This is a genomic window from Campylobacter concisus, assembly GCF_003049085.1.
In the GTDB taxonomy this organism is placed as follows: domain Bacteria; phylum Campylobacterota; class Campylobacteria; order Campylobacterales; family Campylobacteraceae; genus Campylobacter_A; species Campylobacter_A concisus_H.
This window is the reverse complement of sequence record NZ_PIQX01000008.1, coordinates 59,232-77,998: the sequence shown is the minus strand read 5'-3', so window position 1 is coordinate 77,998 and position 18,767 is coordinate 59,232. Positions and strand designations below refer to the sequence as shown.

Annotated in this window: 17 protein-coding genes; 8 read left to right on the top strand and 9 right to left on the bottom strand. The window is 37.8% G+C overall.

Features of this window, described 5'->3' with window-relative positions:
* Nucleotides 1-178 precede the first annotated feature (178 nt).
* Genes truA through glmU form a run of 7 tightly spaced genes read right to left on the bottom strand, consistent with a single transcriptional unit; the run spans nucleotide 179 to nucleotide 6,551 of the window.
* A complete protein-coding gene (gene truA, locus CVT13_RS09310; RefSeq protein ID WP_107812368.1) occupies nucleotides 179-910 on the bottom strand; it encodes a tRNA pseudouridine(38-40) synthase TruA in 732 nt (243 codons plus the stop codon).
* Nucleotides 910-1,938, bottom strand: a complete 1,029-nt coding sequence (locus tag CVT13_RS09305) for an LptF/LptG family permease (RefSeq protein WP_107793840.1) — start codon at nucleotides 1,936-1,938, stop codon at nucleotides 910-912. The genes truA and CVT13_RS09305 overlap by 1 nt, the downstream gene beginning before the upstream one ends.
* Complete coding sequence (locus tag CVT13_RS09300; RefSeq protein WP_107793889.1) at nucleotides 1,931-2,719, bottom strand: prepilin peptidase; 789 nt, start codon at nucleotides 2,717-2,719, stop codon at nucleotides 1,931-1,933. The genes CVT13_RS09305 and CVT13_RS09300 overlap by 8 nt, the downstream gene beginning before the upstream one ends.
* Nucleotides 2,720-2,726: 7 nt before the next feature.
* Complete coding sequence (gene uppS, locus CVT13_RS09295; RefSeq protein WP_107812367.1) at nucleotides 2,727-3,398, bottom strand: polyprenyl diphosphate synthase; 672 nt, start codon at nucleotides 3,396-3,398, stop codon at nucleotides 2,727-2,729.
* A gap of 3 nt (nucleotides 3,399-3,401) precedes the next feature.
* The gene (locus CVT13_RS09290; RefSeq protein WP_107812366.1) at nucleotides 3,402-4,088 is read right to left on the bottom strand and encodes a hypothetical protein; all 687 of its coding nucleotides are present in this window, start codon (nucleotides 4,086-4,088) and stop codon (nucleotides 3,402-3,404) included.
* On the bottom strand, nucleotides 4,085-5,257 hold the full coding sequence (gene coaBC / locus CVT13_RS09285; protein WP_107812365.1) for a bifunctional phosphopantothenoylcysteine decarboxylase/phosphopantothenate--cysteine ligase CoaBC: 1,173 nt from the start codon (nucleotides 5,255-5,257) through the stop codon (nucleotides 4,085-4,087). Before coaBC ends, CVT13_RS09290 begins: the two co-directional genes overlap by 4 nt.
* Nucleotides 5,244-6,551 carry a bifunctional UDP-N-acetylglucosamine diphosphorylase/glucosamine-1-phosphate N-acetyltransferase GlmU gene (gene glmU / locus CVT13_RS09280; RefSeq protein WP_107812364.1) on the bottom strand — a complete coding sequence of 436 codons (1,308 nt, stop codon included), beginning with the start codon at nucleotides 6,549-6,551 and terminating at the stop codon, nucleotides 5,244-5,246. Before glmU ends, coaBC begins: the two co-directional genes overlap by 14 nt.
* A gap of 136 nt (nucleotides 6,552-6,687) precedes the next feature.
* Here glmU and CVT13_RS09275 point away from each other — a divergent pair, with 136 nt between their 5' ends.
* The 8 genes from CVT13_RS09275 to CVT13_RS09240 are packed head-to-tail and all read left to right on the top strand — an operon-like array spanning nucleotide 6,688 to nucleotide 16,084.
* Complete coding sequence (locus CVT13_RS09275; protein WP_021091276.1) at nucleotides 6,688-7,455, top strand: motility protein A; 768 nt, start codon at nucleotides 6,688-6,690, stop codon at nucleotides 7,453-7,455.
* The gene (locus tag CVT13_RS09270) at nucleotides 7,455-8,234 is read left to right on the top strand and encodes a flagellar motor protein MotB (protein ID WP_107812363.1); all 780 of its coding nucleotides are present in this window, start codon (nucleotides 7,455-7,457) and stop codon (nucleotides 8,232-8,234) included. Before CVT13_RS09275 ends, CVT13_RS09270 begins: the two co-directional genes overlap by 1 nt.
* Before the next feature lie 11 nt (nucleotides 8,235-8,245).
* Entirely contained in the window at nucleotides 8,246-8,968 is a 723-nt protein-coding gene (gene fliP / locus CVT13_RS09265) for a flagellar type III secretion system pore protein FliP (protein ID WP_374048483.1), read from the top strand.
* A complete protein-coding gene (locus CVT13_RS09260; protein WP_107812362.1) occupies nucleotides 8,968-10,233 on the top strand; it encodes a TolC family protein in 1,266 nt (421 codons plus the stop codon). The genes fliP and CVT13_RS09260 overlap by 1 nt, the downstream gene beginning before the upstream one ends.
* Nucleotides 10,230-10,973, top strand: a complete 744-nt coding sequence (locus CVT13_RS09255; protein ID WP_107812361.1) for an efflux RND transporter periplasmic adaptor subunit — start codon at nucleotides 10,230-10,232, stop codon at nucleotides 10,971-10,973. The genes CVT13_RS09260 and CVT13_RS09255 overlap by 4 nt, the downstream gene beginning before the upstream one ends.
* On the top strand, nucleotides 10,970-13,996 hold the full coding sequence (locus CVT13_RS09250) for an efflux RND transporter permease subunit (protein WP_107812360.1): 3,027 nt from the start codon (nucleotides 10,970-10,972) through the stop codon (nucleotides 13,994-13,996). The genes CVT13_RS09255 and CVT13_RS09250 overlap by 4 nt, the downstream gene beginning before the upstream one ends.
* Nucleotides 13,993-15,228 (top strand): TolC family protein, encoded by a 1,236-nt coding sequence (locus CVT13_RS09245; protein WP_107812359.1) that lies wholly within the window; start codon nucleotides 13,993-13,995, stop codon nucleotides 15,226-15,228. The genes CVT13_RS09250 and CVT13_RS09245 overlap by 4 nt, the downstream gene beginning before the upstream one ends.
* Nucleotides 15,221-16,084, top strand: coding sequence for an EamA family transporter (locus CVT13_RS09240; RefSeq protein ID WP_107698527.1), 864 nt, complete (start codon nucleotides 15,221-15,223; stop codon nucleotides 16,082-16,084). The genes CVT13_RS09245 and CVT13_RS09240 overlap by 8 nt, the downstream gene beginning before the upstream one ends.
* Here CVT13_RS09240 and CVT13_RS09235 read toward each other — a convergent pair.
* The gene (locus CVT13_RS09235) at nucleotides 16,081-17,355 is read right to left on the bottom strand and encodes a ComEC/Rec2 family competence protein (protein ID WP_107812358.1); all 1,275 of its coding nucleotides are present in this window, start codon (nucleotides 17,353-17,355) and stop codon (nucleotides 16,081-16,083) included. The genes CVT13_RS09240 and CVT13_RS09235 overlap by 4 nt on opposite strands.
* Nucleotides 17,355-18,767, bottom strand: coding sequence for a replicative DNA helicase (locus CVT13_RS09230; protein ID WP_107696216.1), 1,413 nt, complete (start codon nucleotides 18,765-18,767; stop codon nucleotides 17,355-17,357). The genes CVT13_RS09235 and CVT13_RS09230 overlap by 1 nt, the downstream gene beginning before the upstream one ends.

The following is an 18,767-nucleotide window of genomic DNA, read 5'->3' as shown; positions in this document are numbered from 1 at the left end:
TTAGGAAGTGGGTGGTTAAGAGAGTTTCGATCTTGCCACCAAGTGGGCAGGCTTTGGGTGAGTCAGAGTGGATCTTGAAAAGTTTTTCTTTATCATTTACTGCGTTAAAAATTTGAAGGAGGGTTAGGATTCTTTATTTAATATTTTAAATAAGCTTACTATTGAATATTCTAAATATCTAATTAAATTTATAAAAAACTCTATTTAGATAAAGCCCTTCAGCTGGAGCTGGGATACGAGTTAGAGCGGAACATCCGTTAAGTGAAGCATTGATGAGCTCACCACCATTTTTTATACTCAAGGCTTTAAGTAGATTTGCAACCATAAGCCGTACTTGAGCGCGTAAAAAGCCATTCGCTTTAAAAACGATGATAGTTTGGTTTTTGTATTCATAACAAAATGCCTTAAAAATTTCTCGCACTGGGCTTTTTGTATCACTTCCTGTTTTTATATAGGAGCTAAAATCATGCTCACCAACAAAATTAGATAAAATTTCATTTGCTTTTTTGATATCAAATTTTGGCAAAAAGACTTTATAATTTGAGCTAAAAACATCAAATTCTCCATGATCTATAATGTATCTATAAGACCTTGCTACGGCGTCAAATCTTGCTTGAAAATTTTCATCAACTAAATTTATACGTTTTATATGAATATTTGGATGAGCATGGCGGTTGATTAGCTCTTTTAGATGCTCTAAATTTTTAAAATGATCGCCACAAATTACGCTTGAGCTTTGATTAATCGCATGAACGTTTTTGTCTGTACGTGAGCTAGAGACTATTTTTTCAAATATTCCAACGTGAGCTAGAGCACGCGAAAGCTCATCTTCTACGCCATTTTCATGCGGCTGAGTTTGCGAGCCTTGGAATTTAGAGCCATCGTAGCTATAAATTAGTTGGATTTTCATTAGTATCTTCGCATGATTTTGGCTTTAAAAAGCAAAATTCCTGCCAATAAAAAGACGAAAAATATGAGCGGGATCGCAAAAGCTGGTTTTGATGAAAATAGCATTATGAGTGTAAAATACCCAAATAAAACGCCAAACGTACCAACATAAACCATGCCTTTTTCATATCTATAAGTAACGATGCCAAAGCTTATGGCAAAAAGCGTACTGGCAAGTGGAAATAGCGCAACAAGCACATATGTGCTAAGGTCTTTTCTTCTTTTTTCACTACTATTTGCCTCCGTCCAGTACTCTTTTATACTTCCTATATCACTTATCTCTTCACTTTGGGCAGTCCTTATCTTCATAGATTTGAAGTTGCTTTGATGATAAATTTCATCTTTTATATCATACATTTTTCCATCTATTAAAGAGAGTTCGATGCTTTGATTTGTATTAGTGATCTTTGCATTTTTTGCAGTGATTAAGCGTTGAGAGTCTTTAATGTAAGGATTAAACATCACGATATCTTTATAGGTAGTGCCGTTGTTATCTTGCATTTCACTACCCACATAGACCATCCAGTCAGAGAATTTTTGTCCAAACTGAGTTGGCTTTAAATTCAGCTTTGCAACAGTCTTTTTATAATCAATAAAATTTGCATTTAGCTGTGCGGCTATTGGTATCATTATGGTAGCAATTACAAGTAGAGCGGTGCTTAAAAATGCTGAAAATATTAAGAAAAATTTAGCAATTTTATTTGGTGAGCCACCAAGCGTAAAAATAACGATACTTTCATTCTCTTTCGATAGCCTAAAAAGCGTCATCGCAAGTGATACAAAAAATGCGATAGGCACGACAAAAAGTAGTACGCGTGGAAGCATAAATGAGTAGAGTTTAAAAAGCTCGCCAAAACTGATCTCAATGTAAGAAGTGATGCGCGCGATTTGGATGAAAAATACGATCGACATGATCAAAAAAAGCGTACTAAATAGCGATGCAAAAGTCCCTAGGAAGTTAAACAAAAGATATCTATTCACTCTACTCATAAATAAACCTTAAAATTTCTAAAATTTGCTCTTTAAAAGCGTATGTAATAAGTAAGCCAAGACTTAAAAATGGCACAAAGGCTAGCTCATAGCTCTTTTTGCGAACGAGCGCATAGACTGGAAGTGTAAAAAGCGCTGCAAGATAGATCGCCACTAGAGCCAGTTTGACTGGCAAGATAGCTCCGATGATAGCTGCTATAAAGATATCTGCACTACCCATCGCTTCTTTTTTTATGGCAAAACTTACGACAAATCTAAGCACCCAAAAGATAAGTGCAAAAAGGAATAAATTTAAAATTTGAGCAAAATTTCCTTTAAAGATAAAAAGTAGCAGGGCATAGATAAATGCGAAAAATAGCGCTGCAAAAAGAAGCGGATCTGGCACAGCTTTATATCTTATGTCTATGACGCTAAGAGCTAGTAGCATTATAAAGCAAAGACCTAAAAATAGCGCATAAAGCAGCGTTTCTACGCTTAAAATTTCGCCGCACTCTTTAAAAAAATAGATCAAAAAAAGTATCCCAGAAACTAGCTCGATCACTGGATAGATGAGGCTTATTCTTTTCTTACAAAAGGCACATTTGCCGCCTAAAAATAGCCATGAAAAAAGCGGAACATTGTGATAAAAATTTAGCTTATGGTCGCAGTTTGGGCAATGAGAAGCTGGAAAATTTATACTTTCATTTCTTGGTAAGCGGTAGATCAAAACATTTAAAAACGAACCGATGCAAATGCCAAGAATAAATGTAAAAACGGCAAAAAAAATGACTAAATTATCCATTATCTCGCTAAACTCCGCCAAATCTTCGCTCTATATTTTTAAATTTGCTAACGATGCTTGCAAGCTCATCCTTACTAAAGTCAGGCCAAAGTGTTGGCGTAAAAAATAGCTCCGCATAGCTTGCTTGCCAAAGCATGAAATTTGAAAGCCTACTTTCGCCACCAGTCCTAATGAGAAGATCCACCGGCTCACTCTCATCAAGTGCTGCATTTAGGCTTGCTTCGTTTATCTCTGTACCTTTTAAATTTAGCTTTCTCACAGCTCTAATAATCTCGTCTTTTGAGCCGTAGTTTATAGCTAAATTTAGTAGTAAATTTTTATTCTCTCTTGTAGCATTTTTGGTGATCTCTATCTCGTTTTTTAGCTCATCGCTAAATGGCGAAATGTCGCCGATCGTGTTAAATTTGATCCCATTTTTTATAAAGTCAGCACGCTTTAAAATGAGAAATTTCTTAAGCAAATTCATCAAAAATTCGACCTCTTTTTGCGGCCTTTTCCAGTTTTCAGTACTAAATGCGTAAAGACTTAAAATTTTCACGCCATTATCGATACAGAATTCGCACATATCGCTTACTACATTTGCTCCAGCTTCGTGCCCATTTGTCCGCAAAAATCCACGTTTTTTAGCCCAGCGTCCATTTCCATCCATGATAATAGCAATGTGGTTTAATTCATTCAATCTTTAGCCTTTTATATCAATAATTTGTTCTTTTTTGCTCCAAAGAGCACTCACATTTTGCACTGTTATGTTGGCGCTAAATTCACTTTTTAACAAGCTAGCTACATTATTAAATGGGGTCGCGATCTCGTATAAAACTTCATCTTTAAATTTAAAAATAAGTGGAGCAAAATTTGAAAATATTAAAAAAATTTTCATATCACTCTCCTCTTTTTTTAGCTGAAAAACGCCGTTTGTACCATTATAAATAAATGGTATGTGCACGACATTTTCTTGCATAGCAAAGAGCATTTTCGCTAGCACTTTCATCTCGTCTTTTGTCTTAGCTTCACTTAAACTTTTAAATAAGTAGTCATAAAACCACGATAAATTCTCATTTTCTATCAAATTTTCGATAAGATTTAGCCCATCAGCCAAGATATCTTCGTCTAAAATTCTTGGCTTTTCGTATAAATTTTTTATAACGATATTCTCGCCCTGGCTTTGCACCTCGCCCCAGTATTTCGAGCCTACGTTTAGCTCTTTTGCGCTTTTTGTGTTTAAATTTCTATTTGCAAAATTTAAAATGTATCTGTTAAAACCGATCTTTTGGCTTACTAAGATACTAAGCGGAAGTGACGAATTTATAGCTACTAACGGAGAATTTGCATTTTTTGCTATTTTTTGAATGTGAGAAATTTTCTCTATCATAAATTTACCGCTAGCTCCACGATATGTCTTGCGATCTCGTCTTTTGCGGCAAGCGGTAGCAAAGTTTCACTATTTTTCGTGATGAAATTTACCTCATTTTGCTCGCTTGCAAAGCCATTTTTCTCACCCAAGATATTTAGACAAACTGCGTCAAGCCCCTTTTGCTCTAGCATTGCTCTAGCATTTTTGTGTGCGCTCTCGCTTGAGATTTCAAGCTTAAAGCCGATCTTTTTGCAGCTAAACTCTTTTAAGCTTTGCAAAATATCGACATTTCTCTTTAGACTTAAGCTTAAAATTTCGCCAACATCCTCTTTTTTTATCTTGCCGTGGGTTTTTGTCGGCACAAAATCGCTTACTGCAGCACACATCACAAGTAAATTTGCGCTCTCACACTCGCTCTTGCAAAGCTCTAAAAGTTCATTGCTTGAGCTAAATTTTAAAATCTCAAATGGCTCGTTTTCCACTTCAAAGCTAGCAAGTAGCGTAACATCAGCACCAGAGTAATAAAAAGCTCTTGCAAGCGCCATCGCCATCTTACCGCTTGAGAAATTTGTAATGGCTCTAACATCATCTATCTTTTCTGTCGTCGCGCCACCAGTGATTACTACTTTTTTGCCTGCAAAAAGTGGCCTGCTAAGCCTTTTAATGGCAGCTTCTACTATCACTTCAGGACTTGCAAGACCGCCCTTGCCAACGTCGCCGCAAGCTAGAGTTTTAAGCACTGGCTCAACCACTAAAGCACCGTTTTTCTTTAAAATTTCAAGCGAATTTTGCGTAGCAAAATGCTCAATCATATTGTTATTTGCAGCAGGGGCAACGACTAAAGGCACGTGCGAGGCGGCGATTAGCGTTTGCATAAAGACATTGTCGCAGATACCAGCTGTTAGCTTATTTATCGTATTTACCGAGGCGGGTGCGATAAGGACTAGATCCATTTTAGAGTAGCCTATGTGATTTACGCCATCTTGCCAGTTTTGCGTTTGTGAGCTTAAAATTTTATGCTCGCTTAGCGCCTCAAAGCCGCTTACACTGCAAAATTCAAGCGCTCCGTCACTTAAAGCCACATAAACATCTGCGCCTTGCTTTTTAAGCAGCGATAAAATTTCGAATGCCTTGTAAAAGGCGATACTGCCGCAAACGGCAAGTAAAATTTTCTTATTTTTTAACATCGTCTTTGCCAAAGAATTTCTCAAAAAAGCCGCTTTTGTTCTCTTGTCTAGCTCTACTAATCGCTAGCGCTCCACTTTCAACATCTTTAGTGATGGTGCTACCTGCTGCGATGATGACATTATCAGCAATATTTACAGGGGCAACTAGCTGCGTATCTGAGCCAATGAAGACGTTTTTGCCGATTTTGGTTTTGTATTTCGCCTTGCCGTCGTAGTTGCATGTGATCGTGCCACAACCGATATTTGTGCCACTTTCTATCTCGCAGTCGCCAAGATAGCTTAAGTGTCCAGCTTTTACGCCGCTAAGAACGCCTTTTTTTACCTCGACAAAATTTCCTATGTGCGTGTCAGAAATTTCAGAATTTGGCCTTATGTGAGCTAGTGGGCCGATGTCTGAGTTTTTGATGATGCTACTTTCTATTACTGATGAGCTTTTGATGATGCTCTCTGTGATGACGCACTCGCCAAGGATAGTTACGTTTTCTTCGAGTACGCACTCGCCTTCAAATTTGGCTCTGCTGTCTATGAAAATGCTCTCAGGCATGCGCATCAAGACGCCAGCTTTCATCAAATTTTGCTTGATCTCATCTTGCATGATCTTTTCTGCAATACTAAGCTGAAATTTATCATTTATGCCCATGAAATTTTGCTCATTAACATTAACCGCAACACACTTTAAGCCCTTTTCATTTGCTATTTTTATGGCGTCAGTTAGGTAGTACTCTTTTTGCGCGTTTTGGTTACTTATGAGCGGTAAAATTTGCTCTAGTGCCTCGCGTTTAAAGCAGTAGCAACCAGCATTTACGCTTTTTATGGCAAGTTGTGCTTCACTAGCATCTTTTTGCTCGACGATGCCTTCAACTTTGCCATTTTTTATGATGACTCTGCCGTAGCCAAAAGGATTTGCTGCTTCAAATGAGCTCATAACCACGTCCGCTTCAGCATTTGCTAGACGCATTAGATCGGTTGATTTTACAAGAGGCATGTCACCGCAAGTGACAAGCACCTTTTCGCCGCTTAAATTTACGCTCTTTATCGCGCCAGCAGTGCCTGGGAAATTTGTATGATCTTGCTCAAAAATTTTAGTTTGAGGAAAAATTTCTTTTATTTTTTTGCTAATTAACTCTTTTTCGTAGTGAAGCACGACGCTAACGTCATTTGTGATCGCATAAGCTTGCTTTAAGATGTGAATGATCATCGGCTCACCGCAAAGTTCAAATAGAACTTTTGGACGTTTTGATTTCATTCTGGTGCCAAGACCAGCAGCTAAAATTATGATTGAAGTATTGTTCATTTTTAAGCCTTTTAACGTTAAAAATTTCGCAGATTGTAGCAAAAAATGGCAAACATTTTTTTTAATTTAACGATTGTTTCAACAAAAAGCTAATAAAATAGCAATTCTTAAGAATTTATAAATAAAGTGAGCTTAAATGGATTTAGGAACCGTCGTCGGCTGGGTTTTGACCCTAGTGCTTTTGTTTGGATCAATGGCGATAGGCGTTGGTATAGGACCATACATCGATATTCCTTCTGTGATGATCGTTTTTGGTGGTACTATCGGCGTTATGATGGTTGGCTTCAAGATGGAGACGCTTAAAGGAATTGGTAAATTTTATGGCATTGCTGTTAAACCATCAGTCGTAGTAAATTTACCTGAGACTATAAAAAAAATAGTCGATTATTCAACTAAAGCTAGACGTGATGGTATCTTATCGCTCGAAAGCGAAGTAAATAATGAGACAAATCAGTTTTTAAAAAGAGGCCTCTCAATGGCGGTCGATGGCAATGAGCCAGATGCGATAAGAGCGCTTTTAGAGATCGATATCGATCAAACTAGTACAAGACATTCAAATAATATTAAAATTTTTGAGCAAGTTGGCGGTTTTGCGGGCGCTATGGGTATGATAGGTACGCTCATTGGTCTTGTTGCGATGCTTCTTAACATGTCAGATCCTAGTGCGATCGGCCCATCAATGGCGGTTGCCTTGCTTACGACACTTTATGGTGCGATGATAGGTAACATCATAGGCGCACCTGTGGCAAATATCCTCTCTATTCGCGATGCTGATGAAGCACTTGAAAAACAAGTTGTACTTGAGGGAATCATGTCGATACAAGCAGGCGATAATCCAAGAACGCTTGAAGCTAAACTCTTAGCATTTTTACCACCAAAAGATAGAAAAAGTCAGTTTGAATAATGGGTAAGTTAATAAAACCAGAAGAGTGTCCAAAATGTATGCCTGAGTGGCTAGCTGCTTTTGGCGACCTCATGTCACTTTTGCTTTGTTTTTTCGTTTTATTACTTTCTATGGCGACAATGGATGCTAAAAAGATGGAGGCCGCTGTTGGCTCACTAGCTGGTGCTTTGAGTGTGCTTGAAGGTGGTGCTAGGCCTGAAAATCAGATAGAAAAAGAGACAGATCCAGAAAATACTCGTGCAAAAAAAACAAGCAGGCAAAAGGGCTCACAAAGCGAGCTAAGTGCGACAGTTAAAAAAATAAATGAGCTGCTAACTGCTAGTGGCGCACCTGAGATTACGATGGAAGAGAGCGAGGATGGCTTTATCGTAAGGCTTCCAGCGGCTATGCTTTTTGATAAAGATAGTGCTGAAATTTCTGGTGAAGATGCGAAGCTATTTTTAAAACGAATAGGCATGATTGTGGCGAAAATGCCCAATGATGTAAAAGCCGATATCATCGGCCATACAGATAATATAGAACCAAGCAAAGACTCAGCCTATAAAAATAACTGGCAGCTCTCAACTGCAAGGGCTTTAAGCGTGGTTGAAGAGCTAATCAACGATGGCGTACCACAAAATAGAATAATAGCTTCTGGCAAAGCTTCGTTTGATCCGATCGCTAGTAACAGCACAGAAGATGGCAGAGCTAAGAACAATAGAGTAGAAATTCACTTCATATCGCTTGAGCCAAAAAATAAAGAGGCTACTAAGAAAAGTATCCTTGATATGAGGAATTAGTCGTGAAAGCACTGCTTGCTTTAGCGGTTTTACTTTGCACGGTTTTTGGGGCTGATCCTGCGCTACCAACTATAAATTTAAGTCTAAATTCTCCAACAAATGCCGAGCAACTTGTAAATTCTCTAAACGTTTTACTAATCCTCACCGCACTTGCACTCGCTCCTTCACTCATCTTTATGATGACTAGCTTTTTGCGCCTTGTCATTGTATTTTCATTTTTACGCCAAGCCATGGGCACACAGCAAGTGCCTCCTTCAACAGTGCTTATCTCGCTTGCGATGGTTCTTACCTTTTTTATCATGGAGCCAGTTGGACAAAAGAGCTATAATGATGGCATAAAGCCTTATATAGCTGAGCAGATAGGCTATGAAGAGATGCTTGATAAGAGCTTAAAGCCTTTTAAAGAATTTATGGTAAAAAACACAAGAGAAAAAGACCTTGCACTTTTCTTTAGGATTAGAAATTTACAAAATCCAGCAAATATCGAAGAGATACCGCTAAGTATTGCAATGTCAGCTTTCATGATAAGTGAGCTAAAGACATCTTTTGAGATAGCGTTTTTGCTCTATTTGCCATTTCTTGTCATCGACATGGTCGTAAGCTCAGTGCTGATGGCTATGGGTATGATGATGCTTCCTCCTGTAATGATCTCACTGCCATTTAAACTGCTCATATTCGTGCTTGTTGATGGCTGGAATTTACTAATAGGAAATCTTGTAAAAAGCTTTCACTAATGAAAAATTTTTTATTCATTTTTTTGCCGGTATTTTTGCTTGGTTCAAATTTAAGTGTGATCGCAAACAAAGCAACGCAAAATGAAATTTCAAAGATCAAAGAGCTTGAGTTAAAAAGAGCAAATTTAAACGATGAAGCCACATTAAGCTCATATATGCCAAGCCTTAGCCTAGAGGGTTCATATGGCAAAAATACAAGCACTTTTCCAAGTATAGTCGCTAAAGAGTCAGCCGGTGTGCTAACTAGGATAGATTTTTTGCTTTATGACGGCGGAGCGAGAGAGGCTAGGCTAAAGATGAGCCAGCTTTTAAAAAACAAAGCCGCCATAGCAAGTGATGAAGCCAAAAACTACCTTGCATTTAAGGCCGTAAATTTATACTTTAACGCAGCTGCACTTGAAAATATAATCGCAGCCAAACAGGCTCAAGCAAATTTTTTAAAAGGCGTTTTAGATAAGCTTGAAAAGGCAAATAAAGCAGGTCTTGCCGCAAAAGATGAGCTTGAAAATGTAAGGGCTAAATATTACTTAGCTAATAGCACACAGCTTGAATACAAAAACAAAATGGAGCAAATCTTAAATGAAATAAATTTGCTAACTGGTGAGAAAATTTTGCCAGTAGGCGGAGCAAAGATGGCTGATATTAGCTCAAATTTAGCTTCAAAGAATGCTGAGCTTGATAGACTAAGCCAAGATATATTTTTAGGCGAGGCCAAGCTTAGCGAGGCAAAGGCTGGTTTTTTGCCTCAAATAATGCTTTATGACACATATGGATTTTATAAAAATAATTACGATATCGATCTAGGCAGGCTTAGTTCTTACCGTTCATACGTGGATAAATACTTAAAAGAAGATACTCATGGCAATAAATTTGGTATCGCTTTTAAATGGAAAATTTTTGATTTTTTCGCCACTAGTAAGATGAGTCAGGCTCAAAAGATCGCACTTGATGAGGCAAGGCTAAATTTGGAGTATAAAAGGCGTGAAAACGAGACAAGGCTTAAAAATTTGCAAAGTGAAATCGTGGTGCTTGCTTCAAAAATCGCTTCACTAAACGAATATGTAAGAGCAAGCGATTTGGCATTAAAAGCTAGCTATGAGAAGTATAACTCCGGGCTTTTGGGATATAGCGACCTGCTTGAGGCACTCTCTCAAAAATTTGATGCCATTAGCCTTTTTGAGAGTGCAAAAGATGAGCTTGAGATTAAAAAAGCGGAGTTCTTTTTTGAAAATGGCGAGCCGATTTTGGAGAGGATTAAAGATTGAAAAAGCTGATAATTTTAATGATATTTTGTATTTTTTCATTTGCAGGGGAGGAAATTTTTGCTGATTTTGAAGTCTATGCCAAGCAAAGCTCAAAGCTTGCATTTGAGAGCAGCGGCAAGGTGGATAAAATTTTTGTAGATGTTTCAAGTCATGTTAAAAAAGGCGATGTTTTAGCTAGCCTTGATCAAAGTAGCCTAGAAATCGCTCTAAAAAAGGCAAAAAATGATCTTGAACTTGCAAAAAATGCTAGTGAATTTGCAAAAAATACTTTAAACAAATTCACTCAAGTAAGAGACGTCACTTCAAAGCAAGAATTTGATGAGGTAAAGTATAAATTTGACGAAGCGATACTTCGGGTTCAAAGTGCACAAATTGCTATTTTAAATGCGCAAGATCGCCTTAAAAAAGCTGTTTTAAAAGCCCCATTTGATGGCGTCATAGCTAGTAAAAATATTGAGCTTGGAGAGGGTGTTTCGCCGCTTAGTCCAGCTTTTATTTTAAACTCAAAAGAGGCAAAAATTTTAATAGCAATCGACGAAAAATATGTAGATTTGGTAAAGATTGGCGATACATTTAAATTTAAACTTGACGCAGCAAGCGATGAAAAAGAGGTAAAAATCGTGCTTATCTATCCAGAGATCAAGCGAGAGACTAGAAAATTTTACGCCGAGGCTTATGATATGAGCTTAAAACCTGGCATGTTTGGTCAAGGCAGAGTGCTAGTTAGTAACAGAAAATGATAAAAACAGCCATCAACCGCCCTATAACTACATTAATGGTTTTTTTAAGCCTCGTTGTCTTTGGAATTTATTCTCTAAAGACGATGAATGTAAATTTATATCCGCAAGTAAATATCCCAATCGTTAAGATCACGACCTACGCAAACGGCGATATGAACTACATCAAGACAAAGATCACGCAAAAGATCGAGGATGAAATTTCAAGTATTGAAGGCATCAAGAAAATTTACTCAACTAGCTTTGATAATCTAAGTGTAGTCAGCATCGAATTTGAGCTAAACAAAGACCTAGAGAGCGCTACAAACGACGTCCGCGACAAGATGCAAAAGGCAAGGTTAAACACAAACTACGAGATAGAAAAGCTAAATGGCCTATCTTCAGCCGTCTTTAGCCTCTTTATCACAAGGCTTGATGGCAACGAAACTAAGCTCATGCAAGAGATCGATGATGTGGCAAAGCCATTTTTGGAGCGCATTAGCGGCGTTTCGAAGGTCAAGACAAATGGTTTTTTAGAGCCAGCGGTGAAAATTTTACTAGATAGATTTAAGCTAGATAAAAACGCCCTTAGCGCAAATGAAGTGGCAAATTTGATAAAGGTTGAAAATTTAAAAGCGCCACTTGGAAAGATAGAAAATGAGCAAATTCAAATGGCGATCAAGTCAAATTTTAGCGCCAAAAGCATAGATGAGATAAGAAATTTAACGATCAAACAAGGGGTATTTTTAAAAGATATCGCAAGTGTTGATCTTGCTTATAAAGATGCAAACGAAGCAGCGATAATGGATAAAAAAAGTGGCGTCTTGCTTGGTCTTGAGCTAGCCCCAGACGCAAACGCTCTAACAGTGATCGCTCTAGCTAAATCAAAGCTAGATCAGTTTAAAAGCCTGCTTGGCAATGAATACAACGTAAAAATAGCTTATGATAAGAGCGAAGTGATACAAAAGCACATCGATCAAACCGCCTTTGATATGATCCTTGGCGTCTTGCTAACTATCGTGATCGTATATCTTTTTTTAAGAAATTTCTCTATCACCATCATCTCAGTCGTAGCGATACCAACTAGCATCGTAGCGACATTTTTCATCATAAATGCCCTAGGCTACGACATAAACCGCCTAAGTCTTATCGCCCTTACGCTTGGCATTGGAATTTTCATAGATGATGCGATAGTTGTCACTGAAAATATCGCTAGTAAGCTAAAAGATGAGCCAAATGCCCTAAAAGCAAGCTTTGCAGGTATAAAAGAGATAGCATTTAGCGTCTTTGCGATCTCACTCGTTCTGCTTTGCGTCTTTGTGCCTATCGCCTTTATGAGTGGCATCGTTGGCAAGTACTTTAACTCATTTGCGATGAGCGTGGCAGCTGGTATCGTCATATCGTTTTTTGTTAGTATCTTTCTCGTGCCAACGCTTAGTGCAAGGTTTGTAAATGCCAAAGAAAGCAGCTTTTTTCTAAAGAGCGAGCCATTTTTTGAAGCACTTGAAAATTTATATGAGAAAATTTTAGTCTTAGCGCTTAAATTTAAGCTCATATTTTTAGCTATAACGCTTGCGGTCGTTGTTTGCTCATTTGCTCTGGCTAAATTTGTAGGCGGCGACTTCATGCCAAGCGAGGATAACTCGGAGTTTAACATCTACTTTAAGCTTGATCCTTCACTTAGCTTGCAAGCTAGCAAAGAGAGGCTAAAAGATAAAATTTCACTCATAAACGCCGATCCTCAGGTAGCTTACGCCTACTTCATCCTTGGCTACACAGATGCCAAGCAACCCTATCTTGTAAAAGCTTACGTTAGGCTAAAAGAGCTAAAAGATAGAGCTAATCACGAGCGGCAAAACGCTATCATGCAGAGGTTTCGCGACAAGCTAAAAAGTGACGACATGAGCGTCATTGTAGCTGACTTGCCAGTTGTTGAAGGTGGTGATGTGCAGCCAGTTAAGCTTACTATCACCTCTGAAAATGGCAAAGATCTAGAGAAATTTGTGCCAAAGATCAGCAAGATGCTAAAAGAGATAAATGACGCAACGGACGTAAATTCGCCCGAAGAAGATCTGCTAAAACGCGTTCAAATTTCTATCGATGAAGATAAGGCTAAGAGGCTAAATTTAGACAAAGCCAGCATTGCAAGCGCCGTTTATAGCGCATTTAGCCAGAACGAGGTCTCTGTTTTTGAAAACGAAAATGGCAAAGAATATGAGCTTTACATGCGCCTTGATGATAAATTTAGAAGCGATACAAATGATATCTTACAGACCAAGATAAGAAGCAGTGAGGGCTTTTTCGTGACACTTGGCGATGTGGCTACGATTAGTTTTGAGCAAAAGCCAGCTAGCATTTCAAGGTTTAATAGAGCCGATGAGATCAAATTTCTAGCAAATACTAAAAACAACGCTCCACTAAATAGTGTGGCAAATGAAATTTCAAAGAAGCTTGATGAAATTTTGCCAGCAAATTTCAAGTATAAATTTCTAGGATTTGTTGAGCTGATGGATGATACGAACGCCTCTTTTATCTTTACGGTGAGCGCTAGTGCAGTGCTTATTTACATGGTGCTAGCCGCACTTTACGAGAGCTTTTTGCTGCCATTTCTTATCATGCTAGCCATGCCACTTGCCTTTTGTGGCGTCGTGATCGGTCTTTTTATAAGTGGCAATCCATTTAGCCTATTTGTCATGGTTGGCGTCATCTTGCTCTTTGGCATGGTCGGTAAAAACGCTATCTTAGTCGTTGATTTTGCAAACCACTTTGCAAATAGCGGCATAGAGGCAAACGAAGCTGTAAAAATGGCTGCTAAAAAGCGACTAAGGGCTGTTTTGATGACCACCTTTGCGATGATATTTGCCATGCTGCCTCTTGCTCTTAGCAGAGGCGCTGGCTTTGAGGCCAACTCGCCTATGGCCATAAGTATCATCTTTGGGCTCATTAGTTCGACCTTGCTAAGCTTGCTTGTCGTGCCAGTGCTTTTTGCATGGGTCTATAATCTTGATAAATTTATAAGAAAATTTTATGAAAGGGAGAGAATTTGAAGAAAATTTTGGCAGTTTTGCTCTTTGCTTTGCCCCTTTGGGCTGGAAATTTACTAGAGATCATCGCTCTAGCGCAAAGTGCAAGGCTTGAGAGTTTGAAAGAATTTAATAAAAATGAATATATAAATAAAAATAAGAGTAAAAAGCTAAATTTATCCCTTGATGGCAGATATACCTTTGTGCCTGATGAGATAAAGGGCGGATATATGACAAAGGCAGGCTCGATCACGGCAAAGGTTGAGTATCTTATCTTTGATGGCGGTGCGAGCGAGGCTGCTGATAAAATTTTAGACCACAAGGGCGTGGAGAAAATTTACAAAGATGAAGAGCTGATGAATTTAACCGCTTTTCAGGTCGCAAAGGTCTATTTTAACGCCGTTGCCCTAAATTCACTTATAAATTTAGAGACAAAATTTGTCGATAGCTTTGCTAAGGCTGCGGCTGAAAATGAGTTTTGGTTTGAGTATGGCGAGATAAATAAAGCTGAGTTTGATGCGATAAATTTTACTCTTAGTAAAAAAAGAGCTGAGCTTGACGAGCTTGGACTTAAGCTAGCTGAGCTAAACTCAAGGATAAATTTGCTCTCAAATGGTGAGATCGGCTTTAACGCTGGCTCAAAGATAATGATGCCTGATTTTAGCAAAGATGATATAAGCGCAAAACTTGGGGCGATGGAGCAAGAAAAATTTATAAAAGAGCAAGAAAATGAGAAGCAAAAGAGTAAATTTGCTCCAAAAATTTATTTAAAAGATACGCAAAGTGTGAATAATAACAGCTTTAAAAAAGGTGAGAGGACGACTTCGCAGATGATAGGCGCTTACGCTGATGCGAACAAGCCTAGAGTAGAGTTTGAGTGGAAGCTACCTGATAGCTTAAGTCTTAGCAAACAAAGTCAAGTTAAACGCATTGAAGAGCAAAAGGCGGCACTTGATCTAAGCGATGAAGAAAATAGGATAATCACTCGTCTAAAAGAGCTAGAAAGCACGATCAAAGGCTTAAGTGCAAAGTTAAATTTGCAAGATTTTAAGCAAGGTAAGCTTGATAGTGATTTTGTTGATTTGTTAAATGGTTATCTTGATGGCGAGATAAAATATGAAGAATTTTTGTTTGTGAGTGAGAAAAATTTTAGCGATAGGGCAAATTTCATACTTGATGGCGATTTACTTGAGCTAAATAAACTTGAGTATTTTTTCGAATGTGCAAGAAAAATAAATGAGGTGATAATTGAATAAACTGATCTTTGTAACCATTTTGTGGGCGTTTAGCTTTAGTTTGATAGGTGAGTTTTTAGCTGGCAAGGTTGATAGCTATTTGGCTGTTTTTATTCGGGTTGCGCTTGCGAGCTTAGTCTTTTTGCCATTTACAAAATTTCGTGGCATCAGTCCAAAGCTAGCATTTGGCATAATGGCTATCGGAGCGGTGCAAATAGGACTTATGTATCTATTTTATTACAATTCATTTTTGTATCTAAGCGTGCCAGAAGTCGCACTTTTTACCATTTTTACGCCGTTTTATGTGACGCTCATCTACGATGCATTTAGCTTTAAATTTAGACCACTTTATCTATTTAGCGTTGGCGTTGCGGTTTTTGGAGCTTTGGTTATAAAATATGGTGCTATAAACGATGGTGTATTAAAGGGCTTTTTACTAGTGCAAGCGGCAAATATCTGCTTTGGAGCAGGGCAGAGTGCATATAAGGCACTTTTAGAAAAATTTGACGTGGATCAAAAAAATGTCTTTGGCTACTTTCATTTTGGGGCATTTTTTGTAGCTGTCGTTGCGCTTCTTACTCTTGGCAATCCAGCCAAATTTTCACTTACTTCAACGCAAATTTTAGTGCTTCTCTGGCTTGGCATAGTAGCTAGTGGAGTTGGATATTTTATGTGGAACAAAGGTGCTTGCGAGGTCGATAGCGGCGTGCTTGCCATCATGAATAACGCTCTAATTCCAGCTGCCATCATTGTAAATTTAGTCTTTTGGCAAAAGGATACAAACTTAACTAGGCTAATTTTAGGCGCTGTTATAATGTATATATCTTTGATAATTCACAACAAGATAATGAAATTTTATGGTATGAAGATCGCTTAGGCGTAAATTTTATAGCTAGCAATAGCAAAGCACAAAAGCCCAAGCAGCGGTAAAATGTAGAATATGGATTTAAATTTTATAGCTAGAAGTGAAGCGATATTATAAAAGATAAAAATAATGGCTGGCACGAAAATTTTAGTCGAGCTTAGTCTAAAATTTAAAACATTATTTAGCAAGCCATCAAAAATGTCGCCATACGAAGCGATGTGAAGCGCAGCACTTAATGGATAAAAAACGCTAAAGATGTAGTTGATAGCAAGGACACTAAGCTGCTGTAAGCTAATGAGCGGAAAGAAATAAAGCACGCAAATTTCCATTGCAAAGCAAACATATAAATTTAAAAGAATAAGATGAATGAAGGGTGAAAATTTATCTTTTAGGTGTTTAAAATATAAAAATATGTAAAAAACGCCCATAAGTGAAAAGTAAAAACCTACGCTAAAAAGTAGCTGCGGAAAGAGCGATATACTAACAAGTGCTACTATAAAAAGTGTTTTGAAGTTTAAAATTTTAACGCCTTTTAACGTGCAATAAAATCCTAAAATGCTCATTAAAAATGCTCGCAAAAAGCTTGGTATAAAGCCTATTATAAAAAAGTAAAATGACAAGACTATAAAAACTATAATGGCTAGATCAAAGTTGTAGTTTCTAAAAGGTAAAAATCTCGCATATAAAAATTTTAAAAGCGGCCTAAATACAAAAAATATAACTGCGCTTATAAAGCCTAAATGATAGCCACTTATGGCTATAAGATGCGCTATACCAAGGTGCGAGACGTCATCTCTTAACTCTGCGTCAATACTTGTGCCTAAAAATAGAGCCGAGTAGAGCTGTGAAATTTTGCTATTTTCATGCTGGGCGTAGATGAGTGATTGTAGTTTTTGGTTGATATTTAGCGTGGCTTTTTGTGGTAGTTTTTCGCGTGAAAAGCTAGGCATATAAAAGGAGGAAGCAAGATAGTCTTTAAAATTAACGTCTAAATTTATGACGCTTAGAAATATATTATCTCCAGCTTTAAAGTCATCTGTTTTAGCTCCAAGTGTATAAAATATAAACTCATCAGTCTTAAGCTTTAAAATTTGCCTTTTCTTGCCGTCATCTCCAAGCTTTTCGTAGCTAGAAATCACGGTTGCTGTTAGCTCTTGTTCGCCTTTGTCCATAAAAATTTGATATTTATGGTAGCTAATAGCCAAATTTACAGAAAAAATACAAAGGCAAAATAGACAAAATATAGTAAAAATTTCTCTATTTTTTAAAGCTTTAAAACGCATCAGCCTTCAAATGAAACATCAGATACTGGCATTGCAGACATATCTTCAAATCTTGAGTGTTGCTTTTGAAAGAGCACATCAACTGAGCCAGTTTCGCCATTTCTATTTTTGCCAACTATGATCTCAGCCTTTTCTTGAAGTTTATTAAAGACATGATTGCTCTTGTACTCTTTGCCCTCGGCACTTGCGCGTTTTTCTTTCTCTTTTTCTTCTTGTTCTAGATAAAACTCATCTCTATAAACAAAAAGAATGATGTCAGCATCTTGCTCGATCGCTCCTGACTCTCTTAGATCGCTTAGCATAGGGCGTTTGTTTGCGCGAGATTCGAGGCTTCTGTTTAGCTGAGAAAGTGCGATGATCGGCATATCTAGCTCACGTGCTAAAAGCTTTAATCCACGAGAAATTTCAGCTATTTGGACGTGACGATCAGCGTAGTTATTTGTACTCATCATAAGACCGATGTAGTCAATCACGCAAAGTGAAATTTCAGGATGCATAGCCTTTAGTTTTCGCATTTGTGTTCTTACTTGATGGATGTTTACATAGCCGCTATCATGTACAAAAAGCTTGCTAGCAGCAAACTCTTCGCAAGCATCGCTAAATCTAGCCAACGCTTCATCATCCATCTTTGCAGTCATTATGTCTTGAAGCGGGATAGAGGTCTTGCTTGCTAGCATTCTCATCATTATCTGCTCAGCTGGCATCTCGAGCGAGAAGAAAACAACTCCGGCATTATTTTTTAAAACCTGACTCATAAAATTTAAACAAAGTGTCGTTTTTCCCATGCCTGGACGAGCTGCGACGATGATGAGGTCTCCATTTTTAAAGCCCTTTATCATCTCATTTAGCTTTTTAAATCCAGTATCAAGTCCAACAATATCTTTTTCACCAAGCAAGGCTTGAGCATTAATATGATCCATCATTTTCATGATGATCTCTTTGCCTTCTTTTATGACTCCAGTGCTTCCACCTTCTATCAAAGAGTAAAATTCCTGACTAAGATCATCGACCATATCACGGCTTGGCTTATCTTCATTTACTTTGCTTGGTATATTGTGAGCGATCTTTACAAGACTTCGTTTTATAGATTTTTCTCTTAGTTCGTTTGCGTATTTTTGAATGTCTATTAGGGAATTTGTGCCCAAAATATCTAGTATTAGCTCTTCGTCGTATTTTTCGCCAAGTCTATTTTTTAAAAATGGCATAGTTATGGGATCATCGCTATTTAGGCATGCCACCATTGCATCATATATTTGTGAATGCCCTTTTAGATAAAAATCCTTTGCCTTAACAATGTCAAAAATTTCACCTAAAATATCGTTGTTTTGCAAAATGGAGCTTAGTATAGCTCGCTCCATATCAATGTCGTAAAGGTTGGTAAAATCTATTTCGTTAACTCTTTGCTTTGCCAC

Coding starts and splice junctions, on each gene's coding strand:
- truA (WP_107812368.1), bottom strand. CDS start 910: ATGAAAATCCAACTAATTTATAGCTACGATGGCTCTAAATTCCAAGGC.
- CVT13_RS09305 (WP_107793840.1), bottom strand. CDS start 1,938: ATGAGTAGAGTGAATAGATATCTTTTGTTTAACTTCCTAGGGACTTTT.
- CVT13_RS09300 (WP_107793889.1), bottom strand. CDS start 2,719: ATGGATAATTTAGTCATTTTTTTTGCCGTTTTTACATTTATTCTTGGC.
- CVT13_RS09290 (WP_107812366.1), bottom strand. CDS start 4,088: ATGATAGAGAAAATTTCTCACATTCAAAAAATAGCAAAAAATGCAAAT.
- coaBC (WP_107812365.1), bottom strand. CDS start 5,257: ATGTTAAAAAATAAGAAAATTTTACTTGCCGTTTGCGGCAGTATCGCC.
- glmU (WP_107812364.1), bottom strand. CDS start 6,551: ATGAACAATACTTCAATCATAATTTTAGCTGCTGGTCTTGGCACCAGA.
- CVT13_RS09275 (WP_021091276.1), top strand. CDS start 6,688: ATGGATTTAGGAACCGTCGTCGGCTGGGTTTTGACCCTAGTGCTTTTG.
- CVT13_RS09270 (WP_107812363.1), top strand. CDS start 7,455: ATGGGTAAGTTAATAAAACCAGAAGAGTGTCCAAAATGTATGCCTGAG.
- CVT13_RS09260 (WP_107812362.1), top strand. CDS start 8,968: ATGAAAAATTTTTTATTCATTTTTTTGCCGGTATTTTTGCTTGGTTCA.
- CVT13_RS09250 (WP_107812360.1), top strand. CDS start 10,970: ATGATAAAAACAGCCATCAACCGCCCTATAACTACATTAATGGTTTTT.
- CVT13_RS09235 (WP_107812358.1), bottom strand. CDS start 17,355: ATGCGTTTTAAAGCTTTAAAAAATAGAGAAATTTTTACTATATTTTGT.